A 17298-nucleotide genomic window follows, 5' to 3' on the forward strand; every position below is an offset into this window, starting at 1 on the left:
ACCCCGTGTGCTTCCCGCCACGACATGCGCCGAAACCCGCCGATCGATGTGACTTGCGCGACGATGACCAGTGCGGCCTGCACGTAAGGGTCCAAGAGGCGTAGCCTTTATTCCCGCTGTCCACCACCTAAGGAAGCGGAAGAGGGCGGTTGCCGCCGTGTCGCCACAGTCCCCCAATACCTCGAGCGTCTCGACCGATGAGCAGGACGGGCAGGGAAGTAACCCTGCTGCTGCTTTCGGGCCCAACGAGTGGCTCGTCGACGAGATCTACCAGCAGTACCTCCAGGACCCGAACTCGGTCGACCGAGCCTGGTGGGACTTCTTCGCCGACTACAAGCCGGGTCAGGACACCGGCTCCGCCGTGGCCGCGCCGCCACAGGCCGTGACCGGAGGCGCCGCTCCGGGTGCGCCCGCCGCCGCGCAGGCCGCCCCCGCCGCCACCGCCCCGGCGCAGCCGAAGGCCGCGCCCGCCGCGAAGCCCGCGGACGCCAAGGCCGCCGCCGCGGCCCCGGCCGCCCCGAAGCCCGCCGCCGCGACTCCCGCCCCGGCCAAGCCCGCTCCGGTCAAGCCCGCTCCGGTCAAGCCGACGCCCGCCGAGCCGACGCCCTCGGCCAAGGCCGCGAAGGCCGAGCCGTCCGCCGGACCGGAGCTGGTCACGCTGCGCGGCCCGTCCGCCGCCGTGGCGAAGAACATGAATGCGTCGCTGGAGCTGCCGACGGCCACCTCGGTGCGCGCCGTCCCGGTGAAGCTGCTGTTCGACCAGCGCATCGTCATCAACAACCACCTCAAGCGCGCCCGCGGCGGCAAGGTGTCCTTCACGCACCTCATCGGCTACGCCATGGTGCAGGCGCTGAAGGCGATGCCCTCGATGAACCACTCGTTCACCGAGAAGGACGGCAAGCCGACCCTGGTCAAGCCCGAGCACGTCAACCTGGGCCTGGCGATCGACCTGGTCAAGCCCAACGGTGACCGTCAGCTGGTCGTCGCGGCGATCAAGAAGGCCGAGACGCTCAACTTCTTCGAGTTCTGGCAGGCGTACGAGGACATCGTCCGCCGCGCCCGCGCGAACAAGCTGACGATGGAGGACTTCACCGGCGTCACCGCCTCCCTCACCAACCCCGGCGGCATCGGCACGGTCCACTCGGTGCCGCGGCTGATGCCCGGCCAGGGCCTGATCATCGGCGTCGGCGCCATGGAGTACCCGGCCGAGTTCCAGGGCACCTCCCAGGACACTCTGAACAAGCTGGGCGTCTCCAAGGTCATGACGCTGACCAGCACCTATGACCACCGGGTGATCCAGGGCGCCGCCTCCGGCGAATTCCTGCGGATCATGAGCCAGCTGCTGCTCGGCGAGAACGAGTTCTACGACGAGATCTTCAAGGCGCTGCGCATCCCCTACGAGCCGGTCCGCTGGCTCAAGGACATCGACGTCAGCCACGACGACGATGTCACCAAGGCGGCGCGGGTCTTCGACCTGATCCACGCCTACCGGGTCCGCGGCCATGTCATGGCCGACACCGACCCGCTGGAGTACCGCCAGCGCAAGCACCCCGACCTCGACATCATCGAGCACGGGCTCACCCTGTGGGACCTGGAACGCGAGTTCGCGGTCGGCGGCTTCGCGGGCAAGTCCATGATGAAGCTGCGCGACATCCTGGGCGTGCTGCGCGACTCGTACTGCCGCACCACCGGCATCGAGTTCATGCACATCCAGGACCCCAAGCAGCGCAAGTGGATCCAGGACCGCGTCGAGCGCAGCCACGACAAGCCGGAGCGCGAGGAGCAGCTGCGCATCCTGCGCCGGCTCAACGCGGCCGAGGCGTTCGAGACCTTCCTCCAGACCAAGTACGTCGGCCAGAAGCGGTTCTCGCTGGAGGGCGGCGAGTCCGTCATCCCGCTGCTGGACGCGGTGCTGGACGCGGCCGCCGAGTCGCGCCTGGACGAGGTCGTCATCGGGATGGCCCACCGCGGCCGTCTCAATGTGCTGGCCAACATCGTCGGCAAGTCGTACGCGCAGATCTTCCGTGAGTTCGAGGGCAACCTCGACCCGAAGTCGATGCACGGCTCCGGCGACGTCAAGTACCACCTGGGCGCCGAGGGCACCTTCACCGGTCTGGACGGTGAGCAGATCCAGGTCTCGCTGACCGCCAACCCCTCCCACCTGGAGGCGGTGGACCCGGTCCTGGAGGGTGTCGCCCGCGCCAAGCAGGACATCATCGGCAAGGCCGGTACGGACTTCACCGTGCTGCCCGTCGCCCTGCACGGCGACGCGGCCTTCGCGGGCCAGGGTGTGGTCGCCGAGACGCTGAACATGTCGCAGCTGCGCGGCTACCGCACCGGCGGCACCGTGCACATCGTCATCAACAACCAGGTCGGCTTCACCGCCGCCCCGGCCGCGTCCCGCTCCTCGATGTACGCCACCGACGTGGCGCGCATGATCGAGGCGCCGATCTTCCACGTCAACGGTGACGACCCGGAGGCCGTGGTCCGCGTCGCGCGGCTCGCCTTCGAGTTCCGCCAGGCGTTCAACAAGGACGTGGTCATCGACCTGATCTGCTACCGCCGCCGCGGTCACAACGAGACCGACAACCCCGGTTTCACCCAGCCGCTGATGTACGACCTGATCGACAAGAAGCGCTCGGTGCGCAAGCTGTACACCGAGTCGCTGATCGGGCGCGGCGACATCACGCTGGAGGAGGCCGAGCAGGCGCTCCAGGACTTCCAGGGGCAGCTGGAGAAGGTCTTCACCGAGGTCCGCGACGCGGTCTCCGCCCCGGCCCAGCCCGAGGTCCCGGAGCCGCAGCCGGAGTTCCCGGTCGCGGTGAACACGGCGGTCTCCCAGGAGGTCGTCAAGCGGATCGCCGAGTCCCAGGTCAACGTCCCCGACCGGATCACCGTCCACCCGCGGCTGATGCCGCAGCTCCAGCGGCGCGCGGCGATGATCGAGGACGACGCGATCGACTGGGGCATGGGCGAGACCCTGGCCATCGGTTCGCTGCTGATGGAGGGCACCCCGGTCCGGCTCGCCGGCCAGGACTCCCGCCGCGGCACCTTCGGCCAGCGCCACGCGGTGCTGGTGGACCGGGAGACCGGCGACGACTACACCCCGCTGCTCTACCTCGCCGATGACCAGGCCCGCTACAACGTCTACGACTCGCTGCTCAGCGAGTACGCGGCGATGGGCTTCGAGTACGGCTACTCGCTGGCCCGCCCGGAGTCGCTGGTCATGTGGGAAGCGCAGTTCGGTGACTTCGTCAACGGCGCGCAGACCATCGTGGACGAGTTCATCTCCTCGGCCGAGCAGAAGTGGGGCCAGACCTCCGGCGTCACGCTGCTGCTGCCGCACGGCTACGAGGGCCAGGGCCCGGACCACTCCTCGGCCCGGATCGAGCGGTTCCTCCAGCTGTGCGCGCAGAACAACATGACGGTCGCCATGCCGACGCTGCCGTCGAACTACTTCCACCTGCTGCGCTGGCAGGTCCACAACCCGCACCACAAGCCGCTGGTCGTCTTCACCCCGAAGTCGATGCTGCGGCTGAAGGCGGCGGCCTCGAAGTCCGACGAGTTCACCACCGGCGCCTTCCGTCCGGTCATCGGTGACGAGACCGCCGACCCGGCCACGGTGCGCAAGGTGGTCTTCTGCTCCGGCAAGGTCTACTACGACATTGCCGCCGAGCGGGACAAGCGCGGTGCGACCGACACGGCGATCATCCGGCTGGAGCGGCTGTACCCGCTGCCGGGTGCCGAGGTGCAGGCCGAGATCGCCAAGTACACGAACGTCGAGAAGTTCGTGTGGGCCCAGGAGGAGCCGGCGAACCAGGGCGGATGGCCGTTCATGGCCCTCAACCTGATCGACCACCTGGAGCTGGCGGTCGGCGAGGACGTCCCCGCGGCCGAGCGGCTGGTCCGCGTGTCGCGCCCGCACTCGTCCTCGCCCGCGGTGGGGTCGAACAAGCGCCACCAGTCGGAGCAGCAGGCGCTGGTGAACGAGGTCTTCGACATCTGATCCAGCGGCTTGTCACGGCCCGTCGACACACCCGTCGACCCGAAGGCCCGGCCCCCGCGCGAGCGGAGGCCGGGCCTTCCCGGTTCCCGGGCGGCATATCCTGGGCGGTGCAGATCATCCCCGAACCCCCCTCTTCCGGAGCGACCCTTGTACTTCACCGACCGCGGCATCGAGGAGCTGGCACAGCGACGCGGCGAGGAGGAGGTCACCTTCGAGTGGCTGGCCGAGCAGCTGCGGACCTTCGTCGATCTGAACCCGGACTTCGAGGTGCCGGTGGAGCGGCTGGCGACCTGGCTGGCGCGGCTCGACGACGAGGACGACGACCTCTGATCCCTCAGCGGGCGGCCGGGTCCCTCAGCACCTCGATCACGCTCGCGTAGCTGTCGGAGCCGTGGCCCGCGGCGCTGGTCCGTTCCATGGTGCGCTTCAGCAGTTCCGGCAGGGAGTTGTCGATCCCGCGGGCCGCTGCGGCGTGGATCAGGTGGTCGATCGCCGCGATCTGGATGTCGACGGTGGCGTCGTCGCCCGGGTAGCGGGCGGCATCCACCTGGGGTGCGTAGGTGGTCAGGAAACCGGCCACGGCGGTCAGCCAGCGGATCGCGACCGGGGTGAAGGACGTGGCCGCCGTCTTCTCCGCGCCGACCAGCGCGGTGCCGTGCAGCCAGCCGGTCATGGCCGACCACATCAGGCCGAGCAGCGCGGCGTCGTAGAGGGACGCCAGTCCCGGGTCGGTGTCCAGGTGCAGGGGGTCGCCCAGGGACTCCAGCGCCGGGCGGTGGGTGTCGAAGACCTCCCGCGGACCGCTGTAGAGAAACATCATCGCGGAGCTGCCCACCCCGGGCGGAGTGGTCATGATCGCGCCGTCCAGATAGTCGGCCCCGTGCGACCGGGCCCATTCGGCCATCTCCCGGGCCTGCTCCGGGGAGCCGGAGGTGAGGTTGACCAGGGTCCGGCCCGCGAGGGAAGCGGCGACGGGGTCGAGCACGGTGCGCAGCGCCGGGTAGTCCAGGACACACGCGACGATCAGCGGGCTCGCCGTGACCGCCGCCCCGGGTGTCGCGGCGCGGTGGGCACCCCGTTCGGACAGCGGCGCGGCCTTGTGTTCCGAGCGGTTCCACACGGTGGTCGGATGGCCTCGGTCGAGGAACGCGGCGGCCAGCGCCGAGCCCATCGATCCCAGTCCGATGACACTGACGGCCGGGCGGTCAGCTTGCATGTCACAACTCCTCGTCAGGTCCGCCGGGAGGCGGTTGGTCGGGTCCTGACCAAGATCGCAGTGTCGGCGGGCCGGAAACAGTGACACCGGTGACGGCGGCCACCAGATTCCTGCCATACGCTGCGGGGCATGCCCGCTGGTTCCGTCGCCGTGGTGGTGACCGAGGAGATCGGGGTCCCCTCCTGGGACCTGTACGAACTGAGCATCCCCTGCACGGTCTTCGGCAAGCCGCAGCCCGATCTGGCCGACCCCTGGTACGACCTGCGGCTGTGCGGTACGGGGGCGGGGGCCGGCGGCTCCCCCACCGGGGGCGGGCTGTCGCTGCGCACCCCGTACCGGCTCGAGGACCTCGTGGGCGCCGACACCGTCATCGTGCCCTCGGTGCCCGACGTCTGCGTCGAGGAGGGCGCACCGCTGCCGCGGGAGCTGATCGCGGCCCTGCGCCGGGCCGCCGCGGCGGGCGCCCGCATGGTCTCCCTGTGCACCGGCGCCTTCGCGCTCGCCGAGGCGGGGCTGCTCGACGGGCGCCGGGCGACCGCGCACTGGATGCACACCGCCCAACTGGCCGGGCGCTACCCGAAGGTGCGGGTGGACGACTCGGTGCTCTACGTGGACGAGGGGGACGTACTGACCAGCGCCGGGCTGACCGCCGGGCTCGACCTCTGTCTCCATCTGGTGCGCCGCGACCTGGGCGCGCACATCGCCAACCAGCTGGCCCGCCGGATGGTGGTGCCCGCCCACCGGCCCGGCGGCCAGGCCCAGTTCATCGATCTGTCGGTGCCCGCCCGTGACGACGCGGGGCTGTCGCCCGTACTGGACTGGGCCCGTGCGCATCTGGACCGGCCGCTGACCGTCGAGGACCTGGCGCGGCGGGCCGCGATGAGCCCGCGCACCCTCTACCGCCGTCTCCACGCGGCCACCGGGACGACCCCGCTGCGCTGGCTGCTCGGCCAGCGGCTGGCCCGGGCCCAGAGCCTGCTGGAGTCGACCGACCTGCCGATCGAGAAGGTGGGAGAGCTCAGCGGCCTCGGCACGGCGAACAACCTCCGCCACCACTTCCTCCGGCACATCGGTGTGTCGCCCGGCGACTACCGGCGGGCCTTCCCCGCCCGGCCGCCCCGGGCCGCGCCCTAGGCCACCACCGGCCCGCGCCCCGGCGCCCCCGCCTCGTGGTCCAGCCGGGGGTCGGAGACCAGGACCGCCTGCTGGAGGCGCTGGAGCTTCACGGAGGGCTCCAGGCCCAGTTCCTCGGTCATCGCCATCCGCAGCCGCTGGTAGACCGCCAGGGCACGGGTGCGCTGGCCGGAGCGGTGCAGGGCCAGCATGTACTGGCCGTGGAGGCCCTCGTGGAAGCGGTGCTCGACCACCAGGGAGGCCAGGTCGCTCAGCACCTCCAGATGGCCGCCGAGCCGCAGCCGGGTCTCGATCCCGCGCTCGGTGACGGTGAGCCGGGACTCCTCCAGCCGGGCCACCTCCGCCTGGAGCGGGCGGCCGAGCGGGGTGACATCGACCAGGGCCGGGCCCTGCCACAGGGCGAGCGCCTGGCGGAAGGCGGCGTCCGCGGTCCGTTCGTCGCCGACCTCCAGCGCGCATTCGCCCTCGGTGACGAGCCGGCGGTAGTCGTGGACATCGAGCTGACCGGGGCGCAGCACCAGGGCGTACCCCCCGGGTCTGGTCTGGAGGACCTCCCGGGCGACAACGGCCGGGGGGATGCCCAGCACCTGGGCGAGCAGCTTGCGCAAGTGCAGGATGTAGGTCTGGAGCGTGGTCTGGCCCGTCCGCGGCGGCCCGTCGCCCCACAGCTCGGCCATCAGCGACTGCACCGGCACCATCCGGCCGTCGCTGAGCAGCAGCAGGGACAGGACCTTGCGTGGCTTCATCGCGCTGGGAACTCCGGACAGGGCGCCATGGCTCAGCGTCAGCGGTCCGAGGACGTTCACACGCATGGGTGACACCTCTCACACATCAAGTGCGGTACGCGCGGACAAACAGGTCGGCGGCCTTCTCGCAGATGGAGGCCGCCGTCTCGGCGGCGATCGGGCGGGTGCCGTACATGGACTGGTAGAGGCCCTGCTGCACCAGCAGGGCCACGAACTGCTGGGCGGCCGCGAGCGGATCGGGGACGCTCAGCTCACCGCTGCCGGTGCGGCGGTCCAGCATCCCGGCGAGCCAGACGACCAGTTGCTGGGGCTCGCCCTCCGCGCACGCGGGCCGCAGCGCGGGGTGGCGGGCGACCTCGGCGATGACCAGGCGGCGCAGCGCGGAGGCCCGTTCGTCGAGCAGGACCTCGAGCACCCGGTGGCCGAGGGCGGTCAGCGCGGTGCGGGCGTCGCCGCCGTCGAACTGCTCGGGGACGCACGGCGCACCGGTGGCGAACTCGGCGGCCACCCGCTCCCGTTCCCCCTCCACGGCAGCGATGAACAGCCGTTCCTTGTCGCCGAAGTGGTTGTAGACGGTCTGCTTGGAGACCCGGGCCTCATCGGCGATGACGTCCACGCCGGCCCGGGTGTATCCCTCGCGCAGGAAGACGGCCACGGCCGCCTCCAGGATCGCCTGGCGCTTGGCGGGCTGGGGGCCCATCGGGCGGCCCACGGCGGCACGCCGGGGACCGTTGTCCGTTCGCAACGGTCCAACCTCCTTGATGTGTCTCGGCCTTGCCCCCGATGGACCTGTGAGTCTAGCCTTCCCTCGTACCACTGGACTAGCCCGTCCAGTCCAATAAATTCCGCACCGCCTGACGAGGAGAGCTCCATGAGCGCACCGGAGAACAGCGATGCCCTGCGGCACCTCACCCTGGCGCCGGAGGCGCAACGGCAGCTGTTCCTGGAGGCCCGCACGGCGAACACCTTCACCGGTGAACCGGTGACGGAGGAGCAGATCCGCGCCGTCTACGAGTTGGTCAAGTACGCGCCCACCTCGATGAACCAGCAGCCGATGCGGATCGTGCTGGTCCGCTCCCCGGAGGCGCGGGACCGGCTGGTGCCGCATATGACCGGGCGCAACCAGGAGAAGACGGCGAAGGCGCCGCTGGTGGCCGTGCTCGCCGCCGACCTGGACTTCCACGAGGAGCTGCCCCGGCTGGTGCCCTTCATGGAGAACCCGCAGAACGTCTTCGCCGAACCGGGCCCCCGCGAGGCGTCCGCCCGGTTCAACACCGCGCTCCAGGTGGGCTACTTCATCCTGGGCGTACGCGCCGCCGGTCTCGCCGCCGGGCCCATGATCGGCTTCGACCACGCCGCCGTCTCCAAGGAGTTCTTCGGCGACGGACGGCACCAGGCGGTGTGCGTGGTCAACATCGGCCGCCCGGGCCCGGACGCCTGGATGGGGCGGCTGCCGCGGCTGCCGTACGAGGAGGTCGTCACCACGGTGTGAGGCCCCCGGGCGGCCCGGGCCCTCCCGGGCCGTTCGCACCCGCGGTGGGGGCGGGTGCGGACGGCCGCGCGGACGGCCCGGGCTCGGCCGCGGACGGCGCGGGCTCAGCTCTCTATCAGCTCGTGGAAGACCACGGTGTCGAAGATGTCCTCCATGCGCGTCGCCTTGCCCTCCCGCATGGTCCACGAGTGGACGAAGTCCAACGTCACGGTCGTCCCGCGGCGCGAGGTGACCGCGCGGGAGCCGAACACCACCACCCGGTCGCCCTGTTCGATGAACTCCTTCGGTTCCAGCCGCATCCCGCCGAGCACGGCCGGGACACGGGTGAGGAACTCCTTGATCCCGGCATGGCCCCGCTTGGTGCCGCCGAGCCCGTAGACGGCCATCCCTTCCGGGTGGACCCACTCGACGTCGGCATGCATGGCCGACAGGATCCCCTCGATGTCGCGGTCGCGGAATCCCGCGTAGGACCGCTGGATGGCCTCGATGTTCGCTGATGGCATGGTGTGCGTATCTCCTCGGACGACGGCGGGCACGACGGGGTGCGGTGCGCTGTTCAGACGGTGCGCTGTTCAGACGGCGGACCCGGGCCGGTCCGCGTACTCCGGTTTGATGTGCTCCGGGTGGAGCGCCTGGAGCGTGGTCCGCAGCCCCTCGCGCCACGGCACCCGGCAGGGCCCGGTGATCTCCCGCCGCCGGGCGGGGTCGAACCGGTAGGTCTCCCGGGTGACCTCGCTGGGGACGAGCCGGGCCCGCACTCCGGTCAGCTCCTCCAGGTAGCGCACGCAGTCGGTCATGCCGACCGCCTCGTCACCGCCCCAGTTGACGAGCGTGGCGGGGGCCGCCGCGGCCTCCCACAGCCGGGGCACCTGGGCCACCAGATCGTCGGTGTGCAGCAGGGAGCACCAGTTCTGCCCCTCGACCGGCACCGGGATGGGCTCGCCCGCCAGCATCCGGCGGAAGTAGAGCATCGGCACCCCGCCGTAACCGCCCGGCCCGTAGGCGATGTTGAGCCGGGCGATGGTGGTCGGCAGGTTCAGCACCTGCGCCAGCCCCCGGACCGTGCCCTCGGCGGCGATCTTGGCCACCGGGTAGACCGGCAGCCAGTCCGCCACTCCGTCGACCGGGTCGTCCTCGGTGTACGGGTGGTCCAGCGACTGCCGCTTGTACAGGGCGCCGGTGGAGACGTACAGAAACGCCTCCGCGGTACGGCAGTGGGTCATCAGCCGGGCGCAGGAGACCGCGTTGACCTCGACGGCGGTGTTGACGTCACCGTCCTCTCCGCGCCGCATCGCCGAGTGGATGACATGGGTGAAGTCGTCCGGCAGCCCGTCGTACGCCGACGCGTCCAGGTCGTCCATGTCCCAGGGGAACGTGGTGATCCCGCGGGCGGTGAGTTCCTCCCGGACCCCCGGGGCACCGAACCGGCCCAGGCACCACACCTCGTTGCGCTCGGCCAGGGCCTCCGCGACGGGCCGGGCGACCTGTCCGGTGCCGCCGGTTACCAGGATCTTCTTGCCTTCCACCGTGCTTGTTCTCCTCTGTCTGGCTCCCGTTCGGATGTGATCGGGAGGCGCGCTAGCCGTCGCCCATCGCGCGGTCGAGTTCCCGGCGCAGTACCGCCTGGAAGACGGCGACGTGCTGCGGGCCCATCAGCGTGTAGTGCTCACCGGGGACGTCGAGGTACCGGTTGGGCTCGGTGCTGTGCTCGTCCCAGCGGCGCAGTTCGTTGTTGAGCCAGTCCTCCTTGGAGCCGCGCAGCGGGATGGCGTAGAAGACCGTCATGGACCGCACGGTGCCACTGGGGTGGTAGCCGCGGCCCAGGTCGGTGAGGCCGTGGGCCAGCTCCGCCCAGGCGGTGAACCGCGTCAGGTCCAGGTCCAGTTCGGCCAGCCGGTCGGGCGGGGCGATCCGCAGCAGCCGCGCCAGCTGCTCGTCCCTCGGCAGCGGGCGCAGTTCGCCGGGGAGGTCCAGCGACTGCTTCTTGTTGATCAAGTCCAGGAAGAAAGCCAGGTTCACCGCGGTCTCGATGAAGTCCAGCTCGTCCATCCGGTACTTGATGTGCGGCGGGAGGTTGAAGCTGCCGACGAAGTCGACGCGCTCCCCGTCCGCCTCCAGCGCCTTGGCGATCTCGAACGCCACGGCGCCGCCGTAGGAGTAGCCCGCGACGGCGTAGGGCCCGTGCGGCTGCCGGGCGCGGATGGCCCGGACGTAGGTCTCCACCATCTCCTCGAAGCTCGCGAAGGGCTTCTCGCCCTCGTTGAAGCCGCGGGCACGCAGGGCGTAGAACGGCCGGTCGCCGACGAAGTACTGGGCGAGGTTGACGAAGACCAGGACCTCGCCGACACCGGGGTGCACACAGAACAGCGGGGTCTTCTCGCCACCGGTCTGGAGCGGTACGACGGGGTCGTAGTCGTCCGCGCCGGACCGACCGCCTCCGGTCAGCCGGGCGGCGAGCTGCCGCACCGTGGGCGCGGTGAGCACGGTGATGACGGGCAGGTCCACCCCGCCCAGCTGCCGGGCGACATGCCGCCGCAGCCGCAGGATGTCCAGCGAGGTGCCACCGAGGTCGAAGAAGCTGGCCGTGGCGCTGATCCGGTCCGGGGTGGTGTCGAACATCTCGGCGAAGATCCCGGCGAGGATCCGCTCGGTCTCGCCCTCGGGCGGGGTGTGGTCGCCGAGCCTGCGGGCGGTCAGCTCCGCCACGCCCTCGATGACGTCGTCGAAGCCACCGGACTCCAGCCGCTGCCGCATCCGCTGCCGCAGCGTCTTGCCCAGACTGGTCTTGGGGAACGCCTCCTTGGGCAGCGGCAGCACGAGGGAGGGCCGGAAGCCCCAGTGGATCACCACGGTGGAGCGCACGGCGGTGATCAGCCGGTACAGCCCCGCCTCGTCGTCCTCCGCGAGTTCGGGGCTGACGGCGATCACCAGCTGCTCGGTGTCGCTGCCGGACCGCCGGGTCGGGAAGGCCGCGGCATAGCCGCCCGCCACCTCCTCCAGCTGCTCGAGCGCCGCCTCGATCTCATGGCTGAAGTAGTTGACGCCATTGACGATGATGCTGTCCTTGCTGCGCCCGACGAGGGTCAGCCGCCCCTCGTCGATCCGGCCGAGGTCGCCGCTGCGGAACCAGCCGTCGGGGGTGAAGGCGTCCTCGGTGGCCGCCGCGTTCCGGTAGTAGCCGCTTGTGATCATGGGCCCGCTGAGCTGGAGTTCACCGACCTCGCCCGGCGGCAGCTCGCGGTGGTCGTCGTCGGCCACCCGGATCCTCAGGGCCAGGACGGGCGTTCCCAGGTTGGCGAACTCCTGTCCCTCGTCACCGGCCGGGAAGCCGCGGTTGTAGAGGGATCCGGCGCAGGTCTCGGTCATCCCGAAGGCCGGCCACAGGGCGCTGGGGCGCAGTCCGTAGGGCGCGTAGTGATCGAGGAATGCCTCACCGGTGGCGACAACATTGGCCTCGCCGCCGCTGACGATATGGCGCAGCGCACGGAGATCCAGCCCCTCGCCACCCGCCGCCACTTCCTCGCCTACTGCGCGGGCGAACGCATTAAGCGACCCCAGAAGAAAGTTGGGCGTGAAGGTCATCGTGACCTTGTGACGCGAGATAATCCGGAGGAATCTCACTGGTTCCTCAAGAATGACGGACGGTTCCGCATGTAATTGCTCGGCGCCGAGGTAGAGCGGGAGCATATGCGCTTCCAGAAGCGCCGCCACATGGTCGTACGAAATCCAGTTGAAGGTGATATCAGTCGCGGTGAGCCGCTGCTTGTCGGCCTTCCCGGCCATGGACGCCAGGATATTTCCGTGCGTGAGCATCACGGCTTTGGAGTGTCCGGTGGAGCCGGAGGTCAGCACCAGCAGGGCCAGCTCGCCGGGGTCCGCGAGGTGCACTCCGGGCGGCAGTCGACGCGCGTCGACCGGTGGTTGACAGTCATCGACGGACACGGCGGAGCCGTCCCGCAGCTCCTCCACCACGGCCACCGAGAGCCCGGGCACATCCGGCAGTCCGGCGGCCAGCGCCTCGCTGGTGACCAGCAGCGGATCGTCCAGCAGCGCGTTGACATGGGTAAGCTGGGCGGCCCAGCGGGCCGGGTCACCGGGAACCGGCGCCATCGGGCAGGGGACCAACCCGCCCAGCAGACAGGCCCAGAAGACGGTCAGGAACTCCCGCTGGCCGTCCAGGAGCAGGGCCACCGTGTCCCGCGGCCGCAGGCCCCGCGCCCGCAGGGCGGCGAGGACCTCCAGCGCGGATTCCAGAAGTTCCGGATACGACTGGTGCGTTGAATCGCTCCAATCCCGTCCGGACACGTATCGCACACCGGAATCGGGGTGGTCGTACGCCGCCCGCAGGAGTATCTGGGCGACCGATCGCAGATCCTTCGATTCCTTCGGCACCGAGTTTTTCAAGGGTTGTTCAGTCATTCCCCCCACTGCCCTCTTCGTTATCGAATCCGAGGGTCGAAGGTAACAGTCTCGAACATTCGCACTCCATGACTCTCCACCGTCGCTCTAGCGGCGCTCTAGCAGAAATCTCCGGATCAGGATTTTCCTCGGAGCCTGAGATTCATCTGACATGGAAACGAGGGCGGCGCCATACACCGGAAACGGTTTTCAGAAAAGAGCGCCTCTCCTCGCCCGACCGGGTCCCGGCCGGGTCCCGGCCGAGACTGGACGAGACCGGCCGAGACCCGGAACCGGCCGCCACGGGAGGCGTCCACGGGGTCCGGACTTGACTCCGATGAACCGCGATATATCGTGTCTAGCCAAGACACGATATGTTGCGTCATGCATCCAGCAGGGGAGGCCGGGCATGTCAGCCGGATCAGAGTGGTCGATCAGCGAACCGGAGAAACTCACCTTCGACGGACCCGTCTCCGCCCTCAATGTCCGGGTGGTGGGCGGCACGGTCAATGTGGTCGGCACCGACAGCGGCCCCGCCCGGCTGGAGCTGTCCGAGCTCGACGGACCGCCGCTGACGGTCACTCTCGAGGACGGCACCCTGACCGTCGCCTATGACGACCTCCCCTGGAAGGGCCTGCTGAAGTGGCTCGACCGCAAGGGCTGGAACCGCACCGTCCATGTCACCCTCACCGTGCCCACCGGCACCGATGTCTCGATCGGCGTCGTCAGTGCCTCCGCCGTCGTCTCCGGGCTGTCCGGCCGCACCGATCTGCGCGGGGTCTCCGGTGACTTCACCCTCGTCGGACTGACCGGCCCGGTGCGCGCGGACACCGTCTCCGGACGGGTCGAGACCCAGGCCCTCACCGACGATCTGCGCTTCAACTCCGTCTCCGGCGACCTGACCGTCGTCGAGGGCTCGGGACCGCGCGTACAGGCCGATTCGGTCAGCGGTAATGTGGTGCTCGACCTGGCCCCCACCTCCGAAAGCGCGCGGATCAGGCTCAACACCGTCTCCGGGGAGATCGCCATCCGGCTGCCGCACCCGGCCGACGCCGAGGTCGACGCCAACACCGCGAGCGGCGCCGTCTCCTGCGCCTTCGAGGATCTGCGGGTCACCGGGCAGTGGGGCGCCAAGCGGATCAACGGCACGCTCGGCACGGGCAGCGGCCGCCTCCAGGCCACCACCATCTCCGGCGCCATCGCGCTGCTGCGCCGTCCGCGGTCCGAGGACGACACCGACGGATCCCAGGGAAAGGTCCTCTGATGCCCCCCGTATTCGCCCACGGCAGGCTGCGTCTGTATCTGCTGAAGCTGCTCGACGAGGCACCGCGCCACGGCTACGAGGTCATCCGGCTGCTGGAGGAGCGGTTCCAGGGGCTGTACGCGCCCTCCGCGGGAACCGTCTATCCGCGGCTGGCCAAACTGGAGGCCGAGGGCCTGGTCACCCACACCAGCGAGGGCGGCCGCAAGGTCTACGCCATCACCGAGGCCGGGCGTGCCGAACTGGCCGACCGCAGCGGTGAACTGGCCGATCTGGAACTGGAGATCCGGGAGTCGGTCGCCGAACTGGCCGCCGAGATCCGGGAGGACGTCCGCGGTTCGGCCAGCGATCTGCGGCGGGAGATGCGGGAGGCGGCCAAGCAGGCCCGTACCTCCGGGAGTTCCGGCGGCGGTTCGGCGGACGGCGGCGGCAAGGCCGGACGCGGTCCGTGGGAGGGCGCGTTCGGCGACAAGGAGACCTGGCAGCAGGCGAAGGAGGAGATGCGGCGCGCCAAGGAGGAGTGGAAGGAGCAGGCGCGCCGGGCGAAGGAGGAGAGCAAGCGGGCCCGTCAGGACGCCCAGCGCGCCCGCCAGCAGGCCAAGGACGCCCAGGAGTTCGCGCGCGAGGAGGTCCAGCGGATGGCCCGGCGGGTGCAGGAGCGGACCCAGGAGCACGTCCGGACGGGCGACTGGCAGCGGGCGGTGCGCGAGGGGCTGGCCGAGGTCTCGCGCGGGATGAGCCGTATCTCCCGGCAGGACCGGCCGTGGCGGGAGACGGACGGCAGGGACGGTGCCGGCAGCGCCGATCACGGGGTCACGGTGGAACGGGCGGATGGCCCGGCCCCGGGCGGGGCCGCGAAGGGCGGCGCCGGGGCGGAGGGCGCCCCGAAGGGTGGCGCCGCAAAGGGTGACGCCGGGACGGACGAAGACGCGACCGGCGCGGCCGGGGCGGACCAGCCCGCGTGGGCCCGGGACTTCACCCCCTCCGGCGACCCGGCCCGCGATCTGGACCGGCTGCTCGACCGGTTCCGTGACGACATCCGCGACACCGCCCGTGACCACGGGGTGACCCCGGACCAACTGGCCGACGCCCGGCGCCGTCTGGCGGCCACGGCGACGCGGATCACCGTCCTGCTGCGCGGCGGGGCGAACGGGTAGGCTCCGAGCCTCCCCTCGGCGCGTGCTCGATGCGCCCCTCCTCTGCTCCTGACCTCGAGAGGTAGTCCAGTGACGGAGTACCAGGCACTTGCCCGCCGCATGTGGCACCAGCTGGAACCGATCCACGCCAGCCTCTACTTCGCCCCGCGGGCCTTCGAGGAGGCCGCGGCCCTCGGCTATGACACCGAGTCCCGCTGGCCCAGCTATTTCGCCTGGCGGACGGCCCCGCATGGGCCAGGCGGGCCCGGCCCTCGTCAGCGCCGCGTACTACAGCTTCAGCCCCGCGGTGATCGCCGAGTACGTCCCGGCGATCTGGTCCACGGCCGCCCCGTCCGAGGTCCTGGCGGCCCGGCTGCGCGCCGTCGACCGCACGTTCCGCGATCTGCTCGGCGACCGGATCGGCGGCGAGGGCATCGCCGAGGCCGCGGCGCTGGCCACCGAGGCGGCCGAGCACGCGACCCTCGCGGCCCGTCCGCTGGCCGCGGCCAACCGTGACCTCGGCTGGGCCGACGAGCCGCACCTCGCGCTCTGGCAGGCCACCACCGTGCTGCGCGAGCACCGCGGGGACGGCCATCTGGCCGCGCTGCTCACCGCCGGGCTCGACCCGTGCGAGTCCCTGGTCTCCTTCGCGGCCGTCGACGCGGCCCCCAGGGCCAACTTCGCGAGCCGGGGCTGGACCGGCGAGGAGTGGGACGCCGCCCGCGACCGGCTGGCCGGACGCGGCTGGCTCGACGCGGACGGCAAGGCCACCGACCGCGGCCGGGAGGGCCGGGACGCGGTGGAGCGGCTGACCGACGAGCTGGCGACCGAGCCCTGGCGGGCGCTCGGCACCGAACGCGCCGCACGGCTCGCCGAGCTGACCGGTCCGCTGCTGGGCGGGGTGTTCGAGTCGGGCATGCTGCCCGCGCGGAGCACGCTGGGCATCGCCACCGTGCGGGTGGCGTACGCGTAGCCGACCGGCCGCGGCCGCCGGAGCGGGGCGGCTGAACGGCCTTGACTTCATCTGGGGTTGAAGTCTGAGGATCGTGAGCGGCGGGGCGCGCACCGACCGGTGCCCCGCCGCTCACCGATTCCCCCTCCAGCCCGAGGTGACCGCCGTGTCCAGCGCGTCCGGCTCAACCAGCTCAGCCAGCTCAGCCGATCCTTCCCGTCCCCGCCCCGCGGGTCCGCTGCCCGACCTCGCGCGGCCCGATGTGGGCGCCGCGCTGTTCAGCACCTGGAGCGTGGGCACGCCCGAGCGGCAGCGGGCCGCCGTGGACGCCATCGCCGCCGCCTGGGACTCCCGGCCGTGGCCGACGCCCGATCTCCTCTCGTACAACGTCTACGCGGGCACCGACGGCGACACCCTGATGCATCTCTCCCAGTGGTCCAGCGAGGAGTCGTACCACGCCTTCGTCCGGGAGCACCGCACGGAACGGATCGCGGACATCGACAGCGCCGTCCCGGGCATCAAGCGGATGGGGATCGGCAACTTCCGCCGCTACCGGGGCTTCTCGGGGACGGCCGGGGGGACCGCCCCGGCGCCCGGCCTCATCGTCGTCATCGACATCGACTTCGACGCGCCCGACCCCGTACTGCGGCGGAACTGGGTCGACGCCGTCATCGAGACCCTGCGGACCGTGCCCCGTCCCGGCCTGATCTCGGCCGACTTCCATCTGAACCTCGACGGCCGGGCCCGTCTGGGCACCGACCGCGCCCGGGTGCTGAACTACGCCCAGTGGACCGACGAGGAGGCGTACGAAGCGGCCGTCCTCGCCGACCGGCGGCCGGGCGGCCCCGCCGCCCGGGACCGGATGCGCGGCCTCCCGGGGTTCGCGCGGTCCGAGAGCATGCGCTACCACTTCGCGCGCAGCTTCACCCCCGGGACGGTGGGGCAGCAGTAGCCTCA

At 71.0% G+C, this 17298-nt stretch carries 13 protein-coding genes and 1 pseudogene; 8 read left to right on the forward strand and 6 right to left on the reverse strand.

The window, feature by feature from the left end; all coding sequences use genetic code 11:
* The first annotated feature begins 157 nt into the window (after nt 1-157).
* Together HUT19_RS13230 and HUT19_RS13235 are read left to right on the forward strand one after the other, a co-directional pair.
* A complete protein-coding gene (locus tag HUT19_RS13230; RefSeq protein WP_176180668.1) occupies nt 158-4006 on the forward strand; it encodes a multifunctional oxoglutarate decarboxylase/oxoglutarate dehydrogenase thiamine pyrophosphate-binding subunit/dihydrolipoyllysine-residue succinyltransferase subunit in 3849 nt (1282 codons plus the stop codon).
* Between the two features lie 147 nt (nt 4007-4153).
* Nucleotides 4154-4336 carry a DUF6104 family protein gene (locus HUT19_RS13235; RefSeq protein ID WP_176180669.1) on the forward strand — a complete coding sequence of 61 codons (183 nt, stop codon included), beginning with the start codon at nt 4154-4156 and terminating at the stop codon, nt 4334-4336.
* A 4-nt stretch (nt 4337-4340) separates the two neighbouring features.
* Here HUT19_RS13235 and HUT19_RS13240 read toward each other — a convergent pair whose 3' ends face one another.
* Nucleotides 4341-5222: an NAD(P)-dependent oxidoreductase gene (locus tag HUT19_RS13240; RefSeq protein WP_176180670.1), complete on the reverse strand. Its 882-nt coding sequence runs from the start codon at nt 5220-5222 to the stop codon at nt 4341-4343.
* Nucleotides 5223-5351: 129 nt separating this feature from the next.
* On the opposite strand from HUT19_RS13240, the gene HUT19_RS13245 reads away from it, so the two are divergent.
* A complete protein-coding gene (locus HUT19_RS13245) occupies nt 5352-6356 on the forward strand; it encodes a GlxA family transcriptional regulator (protein WP_176180671.1) in 1005 nt (334 codons plus the stop codon).
* Here the strand turns inward: HUT19_RS13245 and HUT19_RS13250 are convergent.
* Both HUT19_RS13250 and HUT19_RS13255 read right to left on the reverse strand, forming a co-directional pair.
* Entirely contained in the window at nt 6353-7168 is an 816-nt protein-coding gene (locus HUT19_RS13250; protein WP_176180672.1) for an AfsR/SARP family transcriptional regulator, read from the reverse strand. The genes HUT19_RS13245 and HUT19_RS13250 overlap by 4 nt on opposite strands.
* Nucleotides 7169-7187: 19 nt before the next feature.
* Nucleotides 7188-7847 (reverse strand): TetR/AcrR family transcriptional regulator, encoded by a 660-nt coding sequence (locus HUT19_RS13255; protein ID WP_176180673.1) that lies wholly within the window; start codon nt 7845-7847, stop codon nt 7188-7190.
* A 126-nt stretch (nt 7848-7973) separates the two neighbouring features.
* Here HUT19_RS13255 and HUT19_RS13260 point away from each other — a divergent pair, with 126 nt between their 5' ends.
* Nucleotides 7974-8594: a malonic semialdehyde reductase gene (locus tag HUT19_RS13260; RefSeq protein WP_176180674.1), complete on the forward strand. Its 621-nt coding sequence runs from the start codon at nt 7974-7976 to the stop codon at nt 8592-8594.
* Nucleotides 8595-8698: 104 nt separating this feature from the next.
* Here HUT19_RS13260 and HUT19_RS13265 read toward each other — a convergent pair whose 3' ends face one another.
* From HUT19_RS13265 to HUT19_RS13275, 3 genes are all read right to left on the reverse strand, one after another.
* Entirely contained in the window at nt 8699-9097 is a 399-nt protein-coding gene (locus HUT19_RS13265; RefSeq protein WP_176180675.1) for a nuclear transport factor 2 family protein, read from the reverse strand.
* A 69-nt stretch (nt 9098-9166) separates the two neighbouring features.
* Complete coding sequence (locus tag HUT19_RS13270; RefSeq protein ID WP_176180676.1) at nt 9167-10120, reverse strand: NAD(P)-dependent oxidoreductase; 954 nt, start codon at nt 10118-10120, stop codon at nt 9167-9169.
* A 52-nt stretch (nt 10121-10172) separates the two neighbouring features.
* Nucleotides 10173-13013 (reverse strand): non-ribosomal peptide synthetase, encoded by a 2841-nt coding sequence (locus tag HUT19_RS13275; protein ID WP_176180677.1) that lies wholly within the window; start codon nt 13011-13013, stop codon nt 10173-10175.
* Between the two features lie 388 nt (nt 13014-13401).
* Here HUT19_RS13275 and HUT19_RS13280 point away from each other — a divergent pair, with 388 nt between their 5' ends.
* The 4 genes and pseudogenes from HUT19_RS13280 to HUT19_RS13295 all read left to right on the forward strand — a co-directional run bounded on the left by HUT19_RS13280 (nt 13402) and on the right by HUT19_RS13295 (nt 17293).
* On the forward strand, nt 13402-14256 hold the full coding sequence (locus HUT19_RS13280; protein ID WP_176180678.1) for a DUF4097 family beta strand repeat-containing protein: 855 nt from the start codon (nt 13402-13404) through the stop codon (nt 14254-14256).
* Entirely contained in the window at nt 14256-15410 is a 1155-nt protein-coding gene (locus tag HUT19_RS13285; RefSeq protein WP_176180679.1) for a PadR family transcriptional regulator, read from the forward strand. Before HUT19_RS13280 ends, HUT19_RS13285 begins: the two co-directional genes overlap by 1 nt.
* A 99-nt stretch (nt 15411-15509) precedes the next feature.
* A pseudogene (locus HUT19_RS13290) lies at nt 15510-16362 on the forward strand (hypothetical protein).
* Nucleotides 16363-16507: 145 nt separating this feature from the next.
* On the forward strand, nt 16508-17293 hold the full coding sequence (locus HUT19_RS13295; RefSeq protein WP_176180680.1) for an antibiotic biosynthesis monooxygenase: 786 nt from the start codon (nt 16508-16510) through the stop codon (nt 17291-17293).
* Nucleotides 17294-17298 lie beyond the last annotated feature (5 nt).

Source organism: Streptomyces sp. NA02950, assembly GCF_013364155.1.
In the GTDB taxonomy this organism is placed as follows: Bacteria; Actinomycetota; Actinomycetes; order Streptomycetales; family Streptomycetaceae; genus Streptomyces.